Source organism: Streptomyces musisoli, assembly GCF_016741855.1.
Taxonomy (GTDB): Bacteria; Actinomycetota; Actinomycetes; order Streptomycetales; family Streptomycetaceae; genus Streptomyces; species Streptomyces musisoli.
Genome location: NZ_JAERRH010000004.1, coordinates 307,720 through 323,360 on the forward strand (window position 1 = coordinate 307,720; position 15,641 = coordinate 323,360).

A 15,641-nucleotide genomic window follows, 5' to 3' on the forward strand; every position below is an offset into this window, starting at 1 on the left:
GACCTCTTGGGCAGCCCCGGAACCCCCTGGACGTCTGGAACCTCCTGGACGCCTGCAGCCTCCCGGACGCCCCGGGCCTTCTGGAGGGCCCGGTGGCGAGGCGTGCGGGGGCTCCTGGCTAGGCTCCGGCTCCATGGACGTACTCATCCATCTCTTCGTCGGCCTGCACATCATCGGTATCGCCGCGCTCCTCGGCGGTTTCCTCACCCAGATGAAGGCGATGGGCCAGGGCACCGCCCGGTTCGTGCCCGGGATGCTGCACGGCGCGATCACCATGCTGGTCACCGGCGTGGCCCTGGTCGGTCTCAACCAGGCCGACGACCACCACGTCAACAGCGTCAAGATCGGCGTGAAGCTGGCCCTGCTGATCGTGATCCTCGGCCTGGTCTACGTGAAGCGCGACGAGGAGCGGATCGACAAGGGCCTCTTCGGACTGGTCGGCCTGCTGACCATGGCCAACATCTTCATCGCCGTCCTGTGGACCTGATCCCCGGCGCGCCGCTGCGGCATCGGCCCGGCCGTACCACGCCGTGGCCGGACTGATCCTCGATGTGCCCCCTCCGGGGTCGGCCCGGCCCTACGACGTTGTGGCCGGCTGATCCCCGGCGCGCCCCTACGGGGTCAGCCCGGCCTCACGACACTGTGGACGGCCGCCTCGCCGGCGCCGGAGACCGATTCCTCGCGGACGTACGCGCCCGGCCTCGGGGCGTGGATCATCATCCCGTCACCGGTGCAGATCCCTACGTGACTGACGTCGTCGTGGAAGAACACCAGGTCGCCGGGGCGGATCTGGTCCGGCGGGACCGGAGTACCGGTGGCGGCCTGCTCGCGTGCGGTGCGCGGGAGCACGACCCCGGCGGACTTCCAGGCGGCCTGGACGAGGCCCGAGCAGTCGTAGGAGCCGGGACCGGCGGTGCCCGACAGGCACGGCTTGCCGAGCTGGGCACGGGCGAAGGCGATGGCCTTCCTGGCCTTGCTCGCATACGTGCCGGACGGCGTGCCGGCGCCCTGGGCGGCCCGCTGCGCGAGCAGCACGCGCGCGTGGGCGAGCTTTTTCCGCACCCTGGCCTTGGCCGCCTTGGGGCCGCTCGCGGCGGTCTCCGGCAGGCTGTCGGCCGACGTCTTCCCGGCGCCGGCGGGCGCGGCCGGGGCGTTGCCCGTCTGCCGGGCCGGGGGAGTGACCGTCGTGTCGCGGAGGGACGGCGTGTACGCCGGGTCCTTGCCCCCTGGGGTGACCGCCGTGTCCCGAAGGGATGAGGCCGGGCGCGCGTCCCGCGCGGGCGAAGCCGCGGTCCGGTCCCGTACCGGCTGAGTGATCCACGTGTCCCGTGCGTATGAAGTGATGTCCTGGTCCCGCACGGGTGAGGCGGGGGCCGCATCCCGCACCGACGGTGTGGGAGACGCGGACGGCACGGACGGTGTGACACCCGTGTCGCTCACGGGTGCCGCCGGGGCGGTGGCCGGCGCCGAGCCGAGACGGGCCTGGCCGGAGCCGTGCCGGGCCTGGCCCGGGCCGCGCTGGGCCGGGATCGCCGCCCGCTGGGCGGGCAGGCCACGGCCCTGGGCGCGCCGGGCGACCTCGTCGCGGAGCCGCTGGAGGCTGTCCGCGCGCCGGCGTGAGTCCTCGGCCCGCTCGGCCTCCTGGGCGCGCTCGGCCCGCTCGGCCTGCCGCGCCCGCTCGGCCTCCTGGGCCCATTCGGTCCGCTCCCGGCCGGAGGCGGACGTCTCGGCCCCCGACTCCGCCCGGCGGTAGAAGTCGTCGATCTTCCGTTCGATCTCCTCCACGCTCGGCCTGCCGTCGCCGGCCGCCGGCGCGGCCTCGGCGGTCTGGGAGAGCACGGCCACGGAGGTGAGGGCGGCCGTGGCGAGAGCGGGGGTGCGGATGCCCGCCCCGTGGGTTCCGCCGGGGCGCGGCTTGCGGTGCGACGCCAAGGGAGGCGACTCCTTCCGTACTCCGCCTACCGGGTTAGCTGTCGGGTTCGGGCGGGTGCTTGGAAGGGTTGCCCTACGGCGTCGTCCCGGGCGGGAGTCGGCCGATTCACCCCAGGATCGGTGGGTCCCCGGCTCCGGGCACCGTGCGGGGGCGCGCCGGACTCGGCGGAGGCCGCGCGGCCCGGCGACGTTCGCCGGAGTGGGGTCGTGCGGCCTGACGGCAACCTAGCCAACTCGTGTGTCTTCTGTGAAGGTTGGTGTGCAGTATGTCCGATACATTTCCGTGACCTGAGAGCACTTTCATGCGCGCGTGACCAGGCGCTTTCTCTGAGTGAGCGGTTCGCGGCCGCTGCGGGCGCCGAGATCGGCTGTCCGGGAAACGGGCCATGTTCCGGGGACGGCGACCGGTTGTCGGTGGGGCACCCTAGACTCGGAGAGCGATGAGCAGCCTCTTTGACGACAGCTTCCTGGCGGACCTCCAGCCCCCTCGCGGGCACGGGGAGGAGCCCCCGCCGCCGCCCGAGGACGATCACGCCCCGGAGCCGCTTCCGGACGATCTGTTCGGCGGGAGGTTCGACATGCCGCCGGACCGCGACGCCTACTACCGGGACGGCGCCCCCCGCCCCGTGCTCGACTCGGCGGCCCTGCTCGAGGGGCTGAACGAGAACCAGCGCGCCGCCGTCGCGCACGCCGGCTCCCCGCTGCTCATCGTCGCCGGCGCCGGTTCCGGCAAGACCCGTGTGCTCACCCACCGCATCGCCCACCTGCTCGCCGAGCGGGACGTGCACCCGGGCCAGATCCTCGCGATCACCTTCACCAACAAGGCCGCGGGCGAGATGAAGGAGCGCGTCGAGCAGCTCGTCGGCCCGCGCGCGAACGCGATGTGGGTGATGACCTTCCACAGCGCGTGCGTGCGCATCCTGCGCCGGGAGAGCAAGAAGCTCGGCTTCACGTCGTCGTTCTCGATCTACGACGCCGCCGACAGCAAGCGCCTGATGGCCCTGGTCTGCCGCGACCTGGATCTCGACCCCAAGCGCTTCCCGCCGAAGTCCTTCAGCGCCAAGATCAGCAATCTGAAGAACGAGCTGATCGACGAGGAGGACTTCGCCGCCCAGGCCGCTGGGGGCACCTCCCAGACGGAGTCTGGGGGAGGCTTCGAGAAGACCCTCGCCCAGGCCTACGCGCTGTACCAGTCGCGGCTGCGCGAGGCGAACGCGCTGGACTTCGACGACCTGATCATGACGACGGTCAACCTGCTGCGCGCCTTCCCGGACGTCGCCGAGCACTACCGCCGCCGCTTCCGGCACGTCCTCGTCGACGAGTACCAGGACACCAACCACGCCCAGTACGCCCTCGTCCGCGAGCTGGTCGGGACGGGCGGACACGACGAGGACGTACCGCCCGGCGAGCACGACCTCCCGCCCGCCGAACTGTGCGTCGTGGGTGACGCGGACCAGTCGATCTACGCCTTCCGGGGCGCGACGATCCGCAACATCCTCCAGTTCGAGGAGGACTACCCGGACGCGACGACGATCCTGCTGGAGCAGAACTACCGCTCCACGCAGACCATCCTGTCCGCCGCCAACGCGGTCATCGAGCGCAACGAGTCCCGCCGCCCGAAGAACCTGTGGACCAACGCCGGCCAGGGCGCCCGGATCACCGGGTACGTCGCCGACACCGAGCACGACGAGGCCCAGTTCGTCTCGGACGAGATAGACCGCCTGGTCGACGCGGGCGAGGCCAAGGCCGGCGACGTCGCCGTCTTCTACCGCACCAACGCCCAGTCCCGTGTCTTCGAAGAGGTCTTCATCCGCGTCGGCCTGCCCTACAAGGTCGTCGGCGGTGTCCGCTTCTACGAGCGCAAGGAGGTCCGGGACGTCCTCGCCTACCTGCGTGTCCTCGCCAATCCGGAGGACTCGGTGCCGCTGCGCCGCATCCTCAACGTGCCCAAGCGGGGCATCGGCGAGCGCGCGGAGGCGATGATCGACGCTCTCGCCCAGCGCGAGAAGATCAGCTTCCCGCAGGCCCTCAAGCGCGTCGACGAGGCGTACGGCATGGCCGCGCGCTCCACCAACGCGGTCAAGCGGTTCAACACGCTGATGGAGGAACTGCGGACGATCGTGGAGTCCGGTGCCGGACCGGCCACCGTCCTCGAAGCGATACTCGAACGCACCGGCTACCTCGCCGAGTTGCAGGCGTCCACCGACCCGCAGGACGAGACCCGGATCGAGAACCTCCAGGAACTCGCCGCCGTGGCCCTGGAGTTCGAGCAGGAACGCGCGGAGGGGGAGCAGGGCACCCTCGCGGACTTCCTGGAGCAGGTCGCGCTGGTCGCCGACTCCGACCAGATCCCCGACGAGGAGGACGGCGACGGCGTCATCACGCTGATGACCCTGCACACCGCCAAGGGCCTGGAGTTCCCGGTCGTGTTCCTGACCGGCATGGAGGACGGCGTCTTCCCGCACATGCGCGCCCTCGGCCAGACCAAGGAGCTGGAGGAGGAGCGGCGCCTGGCGTACGTCGGCATCACCCGCGCGCGGGAGCGGCTGTACCTCACGCGGTCGGCGATGCGCAGCGCCTGGGGCCAGCCGTCGTACAACCCGCCCTCCCGCTTCCTGGAGGAGATCCCGCCCGCCCATGTGGAGTGGAAGCGGACGGGAGCCGCGGCGCCGGTGTCCTCCGGGCCGGCGTCCGGGATCGCGTCCTCGCTGTCCTCGACCCGCTCGCGTTCCTCGGCATCGGGCGCGTCCGGGTTCGCCACGCGGCGCACGGCGGAGAAGCCGGTGGCCGCGCTCGCCGTCGGGGACCGGGTCACCCACGACCAGTTCGGGCTCGGCACGGTCGTCGCGGTGAAGGGCACGGGCGCGAACGCGGAGGCGACGATCGACTTCGGCGACACCAAGCCGAAGCGGCTGCTGCTGCGGTACGCGCCGGTGGAGAAGCTGTAGTCCGTAGACAGGAAGGGCCCCGCTGAAGAGCGGGGCCCCGGTGGCTAGGTGGGATCCAGCCCGTGGCTGCGCAGCCACGGCAGCGGGTCTATCGCCGCCCCGCCCGCCGGCCGCACCTCGAAATGCAGGTGCGGGCCGGTGGAGTTGCCCGAGTTGCCGGAGTAGGCGATCTGATCGCCGGCCTTGACGGTCGTACCGGAGCCGACGCGGTAGCTGGACAGGTGGCAGTACCAGGTCTCCGTGCCGTCCTTCGCCGTCACGATCATCATGTTGCCGTAGGCACTGTTCCACTTGGTGGTGACGGTGCCGTCGGTGGCGGCCATCACCGGGGTGCCGTAGGAGACCGGGAAGTCGATGCCGGTGTGCACCGACATCCAGTTGATGCCTGCCTGGCCGTAGTAGGCGCTGAGTCCGTGCTGCCCGACCGGCAGCGCGAACTTGGGGCGCAGCCGCTCCTTGAGCGCGGCTTCCGCGGCCGCCTTCTTCTTCTCCAGCTCCTGCTGCGCCTTGAGGTCGATGCGCTCCTGGGTGCGGCTCGCCCGGTCGGCGAAGTCGGTGGCACCGGCGGAGAGGGTGTTGAGCTGGCTGTCCAGCTTGCTGTTGGCGACCGACGGCTTGACCGGCAGCGCGTCCGAGGCGGAGGCGGTGGTGTCCTGGGAGTCGTCGGTGAGCGCGCTGACCGAGGCGGCGGCGATCCCGGCGACCCCCATCACGCACGCCGAGGGCACCGCGACGGTCAGCAGTGCGGAGCGCTTGGCGGGCGTACGGCGCCGGGATCGTGCCGCGCTGCGCGAGCCCGCGCGGGTCGCCGGCGCCGGAGTGACCTCCTCCTGGCCGTCCAGCAGGTCGGTCACGGTGGGCAGTTCGCCGGTGGCGTCCGGCTCGCCCTCGTCGGCCGGCCGGTCGTCGTAGGCGGCGTCCTCGTACGGCACCTGCTCGAAGTCCCCGGTCGCCTGCGGGTCACCGGCCTGCTCGAACGTCGTCCGCGGGCCGGCGACGGCCGCGAACGTCGCGGTGCTCTGCGGGTCGCCGGCCGCCTCGAAGGTCCCGGTGGCCTGCTGATCGAACGGTTCGCCAGCCTGCCCGGGGACCGTCGGTGCGCTCTGCCCGGCCGTGTTCCACTGCGTGGCGTCGTACGCGCCCGTGTCGAAGGTCTGGGTGCCCCACTCCCACTGCTGGGTGGGGTCGGCGGTGCCGGACTGGTCGTGCTGCAGCCAGGCGCCCGTGTCCCACTGACCGCTGACGTCGTTCCCGGCGGCCTGCGCGGGGACGGTCCAGGCGGTGCTGTCGTAGACACCGGAGTCGTAGGCGGAGACGTGCTGGGCCGCGTACGGGTCGTAGGCCGCGGTCTGGCCTGTGCCGGTCTGCCACTGCGTGGTGTCGTACGCGCCGGTGGCCTGTTCGCCGCCCGGGAGGCTGCCGAAGAGCGGGTCGGTGTGGAACGACGTGGTGCCGCCGGAACCGTCCGCAAAACCGGTGGCGTCGTAACTGCCGTACGTGGTGAGGTCGTCGTAGTGGGCTTCCTGTGCCCCGTACGGCGCGTAGTGCGCGGTGGAGGCGTCGGAAGCCGGGGCCGGGGTGGTCATGCTCCCCGACGGGTGACGGTCGTTCACCAACTTCTCTTTCGCCTCGACAACAGGGGCTGCCAGAGCAGTGCGGCGACTGTACCCGTCGGTACCTGGGCACGACAATCTTCGGCCGGTTTCGCGCGGGCCGGAAACGGGCATTCGGCCGTGTTTCGGGGGACCCCGGACGTGACTTTGGCCTTGCGTTCGAAGAGTGTTCGATGTCGAGTCGCGATGTACCGGCTGTGCGCGGGCTGTGCGCTCCCTCGGACCGGTCCCTTCACCCGGCCCGTCGCGCGCCTCGTGCCGGCCGGCCCCGGCCGGGCTCAGGCCACCGTCAGGCCGCCGGTGGCCCGGTCCCCGGGGCGCGGCTCGTCCAGGGCGTCGCGTATCCCGGCCGCCACGGCGGGGTGCACCGGCAGGGCGAGATGACCGATGCCGGTCACCCGGATGTTCCGGGCGTCGAGGTCGGGGTGGTCCAGGCAGGCCGTCTCCAGCGGGTCCATCAGGGAGTCCAGGTCGCTCCAGAAGCTGACGAAGCGGGTCCGGCAGCCGGGCGCGGGCCGGGCCAGCTCCTCGATCACCGCCGAGCCGGGCCGCATCTGCCGCACGATCGGATGTGCGTCCGCCAGCGGTGCCACCCGGGTCCCGGAGTGCGGGGTGCCGAGCGTGACCAGCGTGCGTATCCGCAGGTCTCCGCCGAGGCGCTGGACGTAGTAGCGCGCGATCAGGCCGCCGAGGCTGTGCCCCACGATGTCGACCCGCGGGCTGCCGGTGCGCTCGCAGATCTCCTCGATGTGCCGGCCCAGCAACTCGGCCGCGGTGCGTATGTCACACGTCAACGGAGAGTAGTTGAGCGACTCGATGCGCTGGCCGCCGTGTTGCGCGAGGGTGCGGCGCAGCAGGACGAACACCGAACGGTTGTCGATGAAGCCGTGCAGCAGCACCACCGGCGGGCCGGGGTGGACCGGCAGCCGGGCGGCCCCGTCGGTGGCGGGCAGGGCGGCACAGCGGCGTTCCTGGATCAGGCCGGTCGGATAGAGCAGCAGGTGACCTGCCAGAATCGCGGCCTCCAGGGCGGTCGCCCGGAGTAGTGCCATGGACAGTCCGGCCAGTCCGCCCGGCCACAGGCGGCGGCAGAGCGGGAGAAAGAGCGGCGGCAATACCCCGGTGACCTTCATGGCCGACCTCCTGTCGGCACGCCGGAGGACGACTAGGTTCCCCGTGTGCCCTCATGTCCCACCATGTGATTTCCCCCTCGCCGCGCACCGTAAAACTGCCGCTTGCGGGATGCTGGAGATAACGTTCGTTCACTTCGCGACGGTGGCGGAACGTGCCAAAAGTGCGGTACTTGTCGATATGAACGGGAGCGATCGCTCCCGGGGTCGCTTGATGGAGGCAGTGATGGGTGTGGCAGCCGGTCCGATCCGCGTGGTGGTCGCCAAGCCGGGGCTCGACGGCCACGATCGTGGGGCCAAGGTCATCGCGCGCGCCCTGCGCGACGCCGGCATGGAGGTCATCTACACCGGCCTCCACCAGACGCCGGAACAGATCGTCGGCACCGCCATCCAGGAGGACGCCGACGCGATCGGCCTGTCCATCCTCTCCGGCGCCCACAACACCCTCTTCGCCGCGGTCATCGACCTGCTCAAGGAGCGGGAGGCCGAGGACATCCTCGTCTTCGGCGGCGGCATCATCCCGGAGGAGGACATCCCGCCGCTGAAGGAGAAGGGCGTCGCGGAGATCTTCACCCCGGGGGCGACGACCGTGTCGATCGTGGAGTGGGTCCGGGAGAACGTGCGTCAGCCGGCCGCGTCCGGCGGCTGAACGACGGCCCGGGGCGGCTCGGGCGGTGTGGGCGGTGCCAGTTCCCGCGTCATCGCCGCCCGCAGCCGCAGCGTGGTGACCAGCCGCTGGAACGCCTCCGCCCAGTACCCGCCGGCGCCCGGCGCGGCGTCCTCCCGCTCGTCGGGTATCGCCAGCAGCGCCTCCAGGCGCACGGCCTCCGCAGGGTCCAGGCAACGCTCGGCCAGCCCCATCACCCCGCTGAAACTCCACGGATAACTGCCCGCGTCCCGGGCGATGTTGAGGGCGTCCACCACGGCCCGGCCGAGCGGCGGAGCCCACGGCACCGCGCACACCCCGAGCAGCTGGAACGCCTCCGACAGGCCGTGGGTGGCGATGAACCCCGCCACCCACCCGGCCCGTTCGGCCGGCTCCAGCGCGGCCAGCAGCTTCGCCCGCTCCGCCAGGGACACCGCGCCCGGGCCGCCCGCCTCCGGTGCCGACGGCGAGCCGAGCAGCGCCCGTGACCACGCGGCGTTCCGCTGCCGTACCGCCGCCCGGCACCAGGCCGCGTGCAGTTCGCCCTGCCAGCCGTCCGCCACCGGCAGCGCCACGATCTCCTCGGCCGTCCGCCCGCCGAACCGCTCCCGCCAGCAGCCGAGCGGGGCGGCCTCCACCAACTGCCCCAGCCACCACGAGCGTTCCCCCCGGCCCGCCGGTGGTGTGGCGGCGACGCCGTCCCGCTCCATGCCGGTGTCGCACTCCGGCGGAGCCTCCACCGCGATCGCCGGCGCGTTCCCCGTGCGGTCCAGGGCCACACACGCAGTGGCCCGTACGGCCATGCGCTCGGCGAGCGCCGAGCCGGGCAGCGCCGACAGCAGTTCCGCCGCCGTCGCCCGGACATTGCGGCTGCGGTCGCCCAACGCCTGCTCCAGGAAGGGCTCGTCCGCGTCCGACAGCCCCGTGCGCAGCGAGTCGAGGAACATCAGACGGTCCTCCGCCCGCTCCGCCGCCCACGTCGACGCGAGCAACTCGCGCCCCAGCGCGGGTGTACGGGCGCGCAGCGTGCCGAGCAGCGCCGCCCGCTCGGCGAACAGCCCCTCCTGCCACAGCCGGCGCACCGCCTCGGGATCCGCCGCGTCGGGCAGTGCCGCGCCGCCGCCGGGGGCCGCGCGCAGCGCGAACCGCCAGTCCGGGTTCAGCCGGGCCAGCCACAGGGCGCGCGGCCCCGCGAACGCCAGCCCCGCCGGGCGCAGGTCCGTCCGGCCCCGGGCCGCGTCCAGCAGGGCGGGCAGTGTCTGCGGGGGCGCCGCGTACCCGTGTGCGTTGGCTGCCGCGAGCCACTGCGGAAGCAGCTCCATGAGGTCCGGGGAACTGCCCCGCCGGCCGCTGCCCGTCCCACCGGACCGGTCGGCCAGCAGGGCGGTGAGCCGGTGGGCCGCCGGGGCGGGCAGGGCCGGGCGCGGGTCGGCGGGCGCGGGCTCGGGCCGCTGTGCCGCCCGCGCGGGCCGCAGCCCGGCCCGGCGCCGCACGGCCGCCACGGCCGCCGCGTCGAGCAGCGCGACCGGGGCCGGGCGGCCGGGCGCGGCGTGCGCCGGGGTACGCCGGTCGGTGCCGAGGAGCGCGGTGGTGACCAGCTCTTCCCAGGAGTGCTCCGGTGCCGTGGTGTCCTCGCCGGCCGGTGCCCCGTTCATCACGACCCCTTCTTCCTTTCGCGCGGGTGTGTCCGTATGGCCGGTCAGCACAGCGGCACCGCCTCGCCCTCCCCCTCCGGCCAGGCCGTGAGCGGAGTGAAGCCGCGATGGCCGCACTCGCCGAAGACCGTGACGGGGGCGCCGCCGGACAGCGCGACCAGCCGCCACAGGCCGGGCCGGGAGCGGGCGGCCCGGGTCAGCGGCAGGGCCGTGTCCGTGCCGGTGTCGGCCAGTTGCCACCGGTCGCCGTCCGGGACCGGTATCACCCGGCCCAGGGTCACCGGGACCGACTCCAGCCAGGGATCCTCGCGCAGGGCCTCGCCGTACCGGGCCGTCGCCTCGCCGGTGGTCACACCCGGCGGGCGGAACCCGGCCGGGGCCGGCGCGGCGAACCGCTCGCCCAGGGCGGCCCGGGACCGGCCGGCGCCCGGGTACGCCGTCAGCTCGGCCTCCAAGGCCAGGCCGACCGGCAGGGACAGTTCCGGTGCCCGGCCCGCCGCGCCGTAGGACAGCAGCAGGCGGGTGTGGCCGGACTCGGCTCCGTGCAGCCATATCCGGCGCGTCGTCAGTTTCGGGTCGGCCGTGTCGTACTGGGCGAGGACCAGCCAGTGGTCGCGCACCGGCGGGCCGTCCGGTGGGGCGGGCAGGCCGAGCCGGGAGCGGACCGTGGCCGCGAGGGCGTCCGGCAGCGTGTCGCGGCGCAGCCAGCCCTGGTCGAGCAGATGCAGCAGCGCGCACTCCTCCAGCAGCCGTGCCGGCCACCCCGCGCCGGACGCCGGGATCGCCCCCAGCTCCCGCACCCGCGCCGCCAGACCGGGTGCCTGGGCGTCGACCATGCGGGCCGCCGTCTCGTCCCACAGCCCGTACCCCGCCTGTTCGGCCGTGGCCAGGCCGCCGCGCAGCAGGTCCGTCAGGCGCTGCTCCAGCTCGGTCGCGCCCGCGGTGACCCGTTCGGCCCGGCGTTCGGCCCGGCGCCGGGCCGCCTCCGGATCGGCGGGGCCCGCGCTCGAACCCTCCTCGGCCTGCGTCCTCCCGGCCGCGGCGCGGCTGCGCCGGCCCGCGAGCCACTGACCGGCCCAGTCCGGCGGCTGCGCGCAGGCCGGCACCAGGCCGTCGTCGCCCGCCCACAGCAGGAGCAGCCCGAGCGCGTGCTTGCACGGGAACTTACGGCTCGGACAACTGCACTGGTACGCCGGTCCTGCCGGGCCGGCCAGGTCCACCGCCGTCTGATACGGCCTGCCGCCACTGCCCTTGCACAGCCCCCACACCGTCCCTTCTCCGCTCCCCGTCCCGGACCACGGACCGGCCGCGCCGAGTCTGCTCCCCGCCTTGCGTGACGCGGCGTCAGGCGCCAGTGCCAGCACTTGGTCCGCGGTCCAGCGCACCCCCTGCTCAGTCATGCCACCGACGGTAGGTCCCCCCACTGACAATCCATCCGGCGAGCGCGTTTGCACAGGTCAGGGCGATTGTCAGTGGTGTGGTGCACGGTGGATGCCAGATCCGAACCGGCAGAGCTGGAGGGGGCCTCAGCCATGACTGTGTCCGTGCGACCGACGACCGCCGAGACCGACCGCGCAGAGAACGCAGAGGCGTTGCGACCGCATGCCGAGCACGCCTTCGCGGCCGAACTCGCCGCGCTCGCCGCGCAGGACGACCGCCCGCGCCCGGCCCGCTGGAAGCTGTCGCCGTGGGCGGTGGCGACGTACCTGCTCGGCGGCACCCTGCCGGACGGCACGGTGATCACACCCAAGTACGTGGGGCCGCGCCGCATCGTCGAGGTCGCCGTCACCACGCTCGCCACCGACCGCGCGCTGCTCCTGCTCGGCGTGCCCGGCACGGCCAAGACCTGGGTGTCGGAGCACCTGGCCGCCGCCGTCAGCGGCGACTCGACACTGCTGGTGCAGGGCACGGCCGGCACGCCGGAGGAGGCGATCCGCTACGGCTGGAACTACGCGCAGCTCCTCGCCCACGGCCCGAGCCGCGACGCCCTCGTGCCCAGCCCCGTCATGCGCGCCATGGCCGAGGGCATGACGGCCCGCGTGGAGGAGCTGACCCGTGTCCCGGCCGACGTGCAGGACACGCTGATCACGATCCTGTCCGAGAAGACCCTCCCCGTCCCCGAACTGGGCGAGGAGGTCCAGGCGGTCCGGGGTTTCAACCTCATCGCCACCGCCAACGACCGCGACCGTGGGGTCAACGACCTCTCCAGCGCCCTGCGCCGCCGCTTCAACACCGTGGTGCTGCCGCTGCCGGAGAGCGCCGACGCCGAGGTCGACATCGTCACCCGGCGGGTCGAGCAGCTCGGCCGCTCCCTCGACCTGCCGGCCGCACCCGACGGCATCGAGGAGATCCGCCGGGTCGTCACCGTCTTCCGCGAGCTGCGCGACGGCGTCACCGCCGACGGCCGGACGAAGCTGAAGTCGCCGAGCGGCACGCTGTCCACGGCGGAGGCGATCTCCGTCGTCACCAGCGGCCTCGCGCTCGCCGCCCACTTCGGCGACGGCGTGCTGCGTCCCGGCGACGTCGCCGCCGGCATCCTCGGCGCCGTCGTCCGCGATCCGGCGGCCGACCGCGTCATCTGGCAGGAGTACCTGGAGACGGTCGTCCGGGAGCGCGCGGACTGGACCGACTTCTACCGCGCCTGCCGGGAGGTGAGCGCATGACCGGCGCCGACGGGGGCAAGGCATACGACGCCGGGCCGCTGCTGCTCGGCGTACGGCATCACGGGCCCGGTTCCGCGCGTGCGGTGCGGGCCGCGCTGGACGCCGCGCGCCCCGCCGCCGTCCTGATCGAGGGACCGCCCGAGGCCGACGCGCTGATACCGCTGGCCGCCGACCCCGGCCTGCGGCCCCCGGTCGCCCTGCTCGCGCATGCGGTGGACGAGCCCGGCCGCTCGGCGTTCTGGCCGTTCGCCGAGTTCAGCCCCGAGTGGGTGGCCATCCGCTGGGCCCTGGAGCAGGGCGTCCCGGCCCGCTTCATCGACCTGCCGGCCACGCACACGCTCGCGTGGGACGACGAGAAACCGCACGAGCCCGCCCCGGACGACGGCCACGAGGCCCGGGGGGCCGGTGACGGCGACGACGCCCGAGGGTCCCGTACGGCGTCCGATGGTGAGGGAGCCGACGGCCGAGGGCCCCGTGCGGCGTCCGACGGTGTGGGAGCCGACGGCCGGGGGTCCCGTGCGGCGTCCGACGGTGAGGGAGCCGACGGCCGGGGGCCCGGTCCGGCGTCCGACGGTGAACGAGCCGACGGCCGGGGGTCCGGACCTGGATCTGACGGTGACGGCGACTACGCCCGGGGGTCCGGTCCCGTACCCGACGGTGACCGGATGCGCGTCGACCCCCTCGCCGTGCTCGCCGAGGCGGCCGGGTACGACGACCCCGAGCGCTGGTGGGAGGACGTCGTCGAACACCGGGGACCGGGCGCGCGCGACCCCTTCGCGCCGTTCGCCGCGGTGGCGGAGGCCATGGGCGCGCTGCGCGAGCGGTACGGCGCGGGCGGGCGCCCCCGGGACCTCGTCCGCGAGGCGCACATGCGGCTGCGGCTGCGGGAGGCGCGCAAGGAGTTCGGGAGCGCCCTGGCGGTGGTGTGCGGGGCCTGGCACGTACCCGCGCTGCGCGAGAAGACCACCGTCACCGCCGACCGGGCACTGCTCAGGGGCCTGCCCAGAATCAAGACCGACCTGACCTGGGTGCCGTGGACGCACCGCAGGCTGGCCCGGGCCGGCGGATACGGCGCGGGCATCGACTCGCCCGGCTGGTACGGGCACCTGTTCAACGCCCCCGACCGGCCGGTCGAGCGATGGCTGACCAAGGTGGCCGGGATGCTGCGCGAGGAAGACCGGGTCGTCTCCTCCGCGCACGTCATCGAGGCCGTACGGCTCGCGGAGACCCTGGCGGCGCTGCGTGGCCGCCCGCTGCCCGGCCTGGGCGAGACCACCGACGCGGTGCGCGCGGTGCTGTGCGAGGGCTCGGACGTGCCGCTGGCTCTGGTCCACGACCGGCTGGTGGTCGGGGACGTCCTGGGCGAGGTCCCGGAGTCCGCGCCCGCGGTGCCGTTGCAGCGCGACCTGGCCCGGCAGCAGCGCTCGCTGCGGCTCAAGCCGGAGGCGCCGGAGCGCGAGCTGGAGCTGGACCTGCGCGGTGACACCGACGCCGGGCGCAGCAGGCTGCTGCACCGGCTGCGGCTGCTCGGTGTCGGCTGGGGCGAGCCGGCCAGGTCCCGGGGGAGCACGGGCACCTTCCGGGAGACCTGGCTGCTGCGCTGGGAGCCCGAGCTGTCGGTGCGGGTCGCCGAGGCGGGCGTGTGGGGGACCACCGTCCACGCGGCGGCCCGGGCCAAGGCCGAGGCGGACGCGACGGCGGCCCGCGCCCTCGCCGACGTCACCGCGCTCGCCGAACAGTGCCTGCTGGCCGGGCTGCCGGACGCGCTGCCCGTGGTCATGCGCGTGCTCGCCGACCGGGCGGCGCTCGACACCGACGTCGGGCACCTCGCCCAGGCGCTGCCCGCCCTGGTCCGCTCGTTGCGCTACGGCGATGTGCGCGGCACCGACACCGGTGCGCTGGCCGAGGTCGCCGCGGGCCTCGCCGAGCGCGTCTTCGTCGGTCTCCCCCCGGCCTGCGCCGCGCTCGACGCGGACGCGGCGGACGAGATGCGCGAACACGTGGACGCCGTGCACACGGCGGTGGGTCTGCTGACGGAGAGCCTGGCCGGCGCGTCGACGGAAGGCGGCGAGGGCGACGGTGGTGGCAGCAAGGAAGTCGACGCAGACGGCAGAGGGGAGTTCAGCGGCAGATCGGAGGCCGGCGGCGGCAAAGAGGGGGCCGGCGGGGACGGAGTGGAGACCGGTGACGGCAGAGAGGGGGCCGGCGGGGGTGGAGTGGAGGCCGGTGACGGCAGAGAGGAGGCCCACCGGGGTGGAGTGGGGGCCGGCGGGGACGGAGTGGAGGCCGGCGGCGGGGACCGGGACGGCGGGGGCCATGTAGGTGCCGGCGGGCTGCGGGAACGCTGGCGGGGCGTGTTGCGGGTGCTGTCGCTACGGGACACCGCGCCCGGTGTCATCCGGGGGCGGGCCGTGCGGCTGCTGCTGGACGACGGGGAGCTGCGGCCCGAGGAGGCGGCCCGGCTGATGGGGCTCGCGCTGTCGCCGGGCACCCCGCCCGCCGCTGCCGCCGCCTGGGTCGAGGGCTTCGCCGGCGGTGGGGGCGGACTGCTGCTGGTCCACGACGAGCGGCTGCTCGGCCTGCTCGACACCTGGCTGACCGGGGTGTCGGCGGAGTCCTTCACGGACGTCCTGCCGCTGCTGCGGCGTACCTTCGCGGCCTACGAGCCGGGGGTGCGGCGGACGCTCGGCGAACTGGTCCGGCGGGGCCCCGGCGACCGGCCGGGCGGGGCCGCCGCCGCGGGAGCCACGGTCCCAGGGTTCGCCGACGAACCGGACACCGCGCGCGCCGACGCCGTGCTGCCGGTGCTGCGACTGCTGCTCGGCCTGGACGCGGACCACGGCACGACGCACGCCACGACGCATGCCCCGCAGCACGGCCGAACACGGGCCGCTAGGCGGGACGGAACGACCGGAACGGCGTACGGCGGTGCGGATCGCGGGGGCTTCGCGGGGGTGGGCGTATGAGGTGTACGGCGGCAGGACCGGCACTGGCTTCGGTAACGGGCCCGGCGTACGGCGGTGCGGATCGCGGTGGTTTCGCGGGGGTGGGCGT

At 74.0% G+C, this 15,641-nt stretch carries 10 protein-coding genes and 1 riboswitch; of the genes, 5 read left to right on the forward strand and 5 right to left on the reverse strand.

What is annotated here, in order from left to right; genetic code table 11:
- Window positions 1-133: 133 nt before the first annotated feature.
- Window positions 134-487 carry a hypothetical protein gene (locus tag JK361_RS14040; RefSeq protein WP_201816961.1) on the forward strand — a complete coding sequence of 118 codons (354 nt, stop codon included), beginning with the start codon at window positions 134-136 and terminating at the stop codon, window positions 485-487.
- A gap of 134 nt (window positions 488-621) precedes the next feature.
- Here the strand turns inward: JK361_RS14040 and JK361_RS41240 are convergent, their stop codons facing one another.
- On the reverse strand, window positions 622-1,932 hold the full coding sequence (locus tag JK361_RS41240; RefSeq protein WP_236052917.1) for a C40 family peptidase: 1,311 nt from the start codon (window positions 1,930-1,932) through the stop codon (window positions 622-624).
- An 8-nt stretch (window positions 1,933-1,940) separates the two neighbouring features.
- Window positions 1,941-2,110, reverse strand: a riboswitch (cyclic di-AMP (ydaO/yuaA leader).
- A gap of 262 nt (window positions 2,111-2,372) precedes the next feature.
- Here JK361_RS41240 and pcrA point away from each other — a divergent pair.
- Window positions 2,373-4,880, forward strand: a complete 2,508-nt coding sequence (gene pcrA, locus JK361_RS14055) for a DNA helicase PcrA (RefSeq protein WP_201816964.1) — start codon at window positions 2,373-2,375, stop codon at window positions 4,878-4,880.
- 44 nt (window positions 4,881-4,924) lie between these two features.
- On the opposite strand, the gene JK361_RS14060 is transcribed toward pcrA, so the two are convergent.
- Together JK361_RS14060 and JK361_RS14065 are read right to left on the reverse strand one after the other, a co-directional pair.
- Window positions 4,925-6,493 (reverse strand): peptidoglycan DD-metalloendopeptidase family protein, encoded by a 1,569-nt coding sequence (locus JK361_RS14060; RefSeq protein WP_307787251.1) that lies wholly within the window; start codon window positions 6,491-6,493, stop codon window positions 4,925-4,927.
- A 278-nt stretch (window positions 6,494-6,771) separates the two neighbouring features.
- The gene (locus tag JK361_RS14065) at window positions 6,772-7,626 is read right to left on the reverse strand and encodes an esterase/lipase family protein (RefSeq protein WP_201816970.1); all 855 of its coding nucleotides are present in this window, start codon (window positions 7,624-7,626) and stop codon (window positions 6,772-6,774) included.
- 223 nt (window positions 7,627-7,849) lie between these two features.
- Here JK361_RS14065 and icmB point away from each other — a divergent pair, with 223 nt between their 5' ends.
- Window positions 7,850-8,272 carry a coenzyme B12-dependent isobutyryl CoA mutase small subunit gene (icmB, locus tag JK361_RS14070; protein WP_201816972.1) on the forward strand — a complete coding sequence of 141 codons (423 nt, stop codon included), beginning with the start codon at window positions 7,850-7,852 and terminating at the stop codon, window positions 8,270-8,272.
- Here icmB and JK361_RS14075 read toward each other — a convergent pair.
- Window positions 8,248-9,924: a DUF5691 domain-containing protein gene (locus JK361_RS14075; protein WP_201816974.1), complete on the reverse strand. Its 1,677-nt coding sequence runs from the start codon at window positions 9,922-9,924 to the stop codon at window positions 8,248-8,250. The two genes, icmB and JK361_RS14075, sit on opposite strands and share 25 nt — an antisense overlap.
- 44 nt (window positions 9,925-9,968) lie before the next feature.
- The gene (locus JK361_RS14080; protein ID WP_201816976.1) at window positions 9,969-11,324 is read right to left on the reverse strand and encodes an SWIM zinc finger family protein; all 1,356 of its coding nucleotides are present in this window, start codon (window positions 11,322-11,324) and stop codon (window positions 9,969-9,971) included.
- 132 nt (window positions 11,325-11,456) lie between these two features.
- Here JK361_RS14080 and JK361_RS14085 point away from each other — a divergent pair, with 132 nt between their 5' ends.
- On the forward strand, window positions 11,457-12,587 hold the full coding sequence (locus JK361_RS14085) for an ATP-binding protein (protein ID WP_201816978.1): 1,131 nt from the start codon (window positions 11,457-11,459) through the stop codon (window positions 12,585-12,587).
- Window positions 12,584-15,553, forward strand: coding sequence for a DUF5682 family protein (locus JK361_RS14090; RefSeq protein ID WP_236052918.1), 2,970 nt, complete (start codon window positions 12,584-12,586; stop codon window positions 15,551-15,553). Before JK361_RS14085 ends, JK361_RS14090 begins: the two co-directional genes overlap by 4 nt.
- Window positions 15,554-15,641: the final 88 nt, after the last annotated feature.

Excerpts from the sequence above, each read along its gene's own strand:
- JK361_RS14080 (WP_201816976.1), bottom strand. The coding sequence starts at position 11,324 with ATGACTGAGCAGGGGGTGCGCTGGACCGCGGACCAAGTGCTGGCACTG.
- icmB (WP_201816972.1), top strand. The coding sequence starts at position 7,850 with ATGGGTGTGGCAGCCGGTCCGATCCGCGTGGTGGTCGCCAAGCCGGGG.
- pcrA (WP_201816964.1), top strand. The coding sequence starts at position 2,373 with ATGAGCAGCCTCTTTGACGACAGCTTCCTGGCGGACCTCCAGCCCCCT.
- JK361_RS14085 (WP_201816978.1), top strand. The coding sequence starts at position 11,457 with ATGACTGTGTCCGTGCGACCGACGACCGCCGAGACCGACCGCGCAGAG.
- JK361_RS14075 (WP_201816974.1), bottom strand. The coding sequence starts at position 9,924 with ATGAACGGGGCACCGGCCGGCGAGGACACCACGGCACCGGAGCACTCC.
- JK361_RS14040 (WP_201816961.1), top strand. The coding sequence starts at position 134 with ATGGACGTACTCATCCATCTCTTCGTCGGCCTGCACATCATCGGTATC.
- JK361_RS14065 (WP_201816970.1), bottom strand. The coding sequence starts at position 7,626 with ATGAAGGTCACCGGGGTATTGCCGCCGCTCTTTCTCCCGCTCTGCCGC.
- JK361_RS14090 (WP_236052918.1), top strand. The coding sequence starts at position 12,584 with ATGACCGGCGCCGACGGGGGCAAGGCATACGACGCCGGGCCGCTGCTG.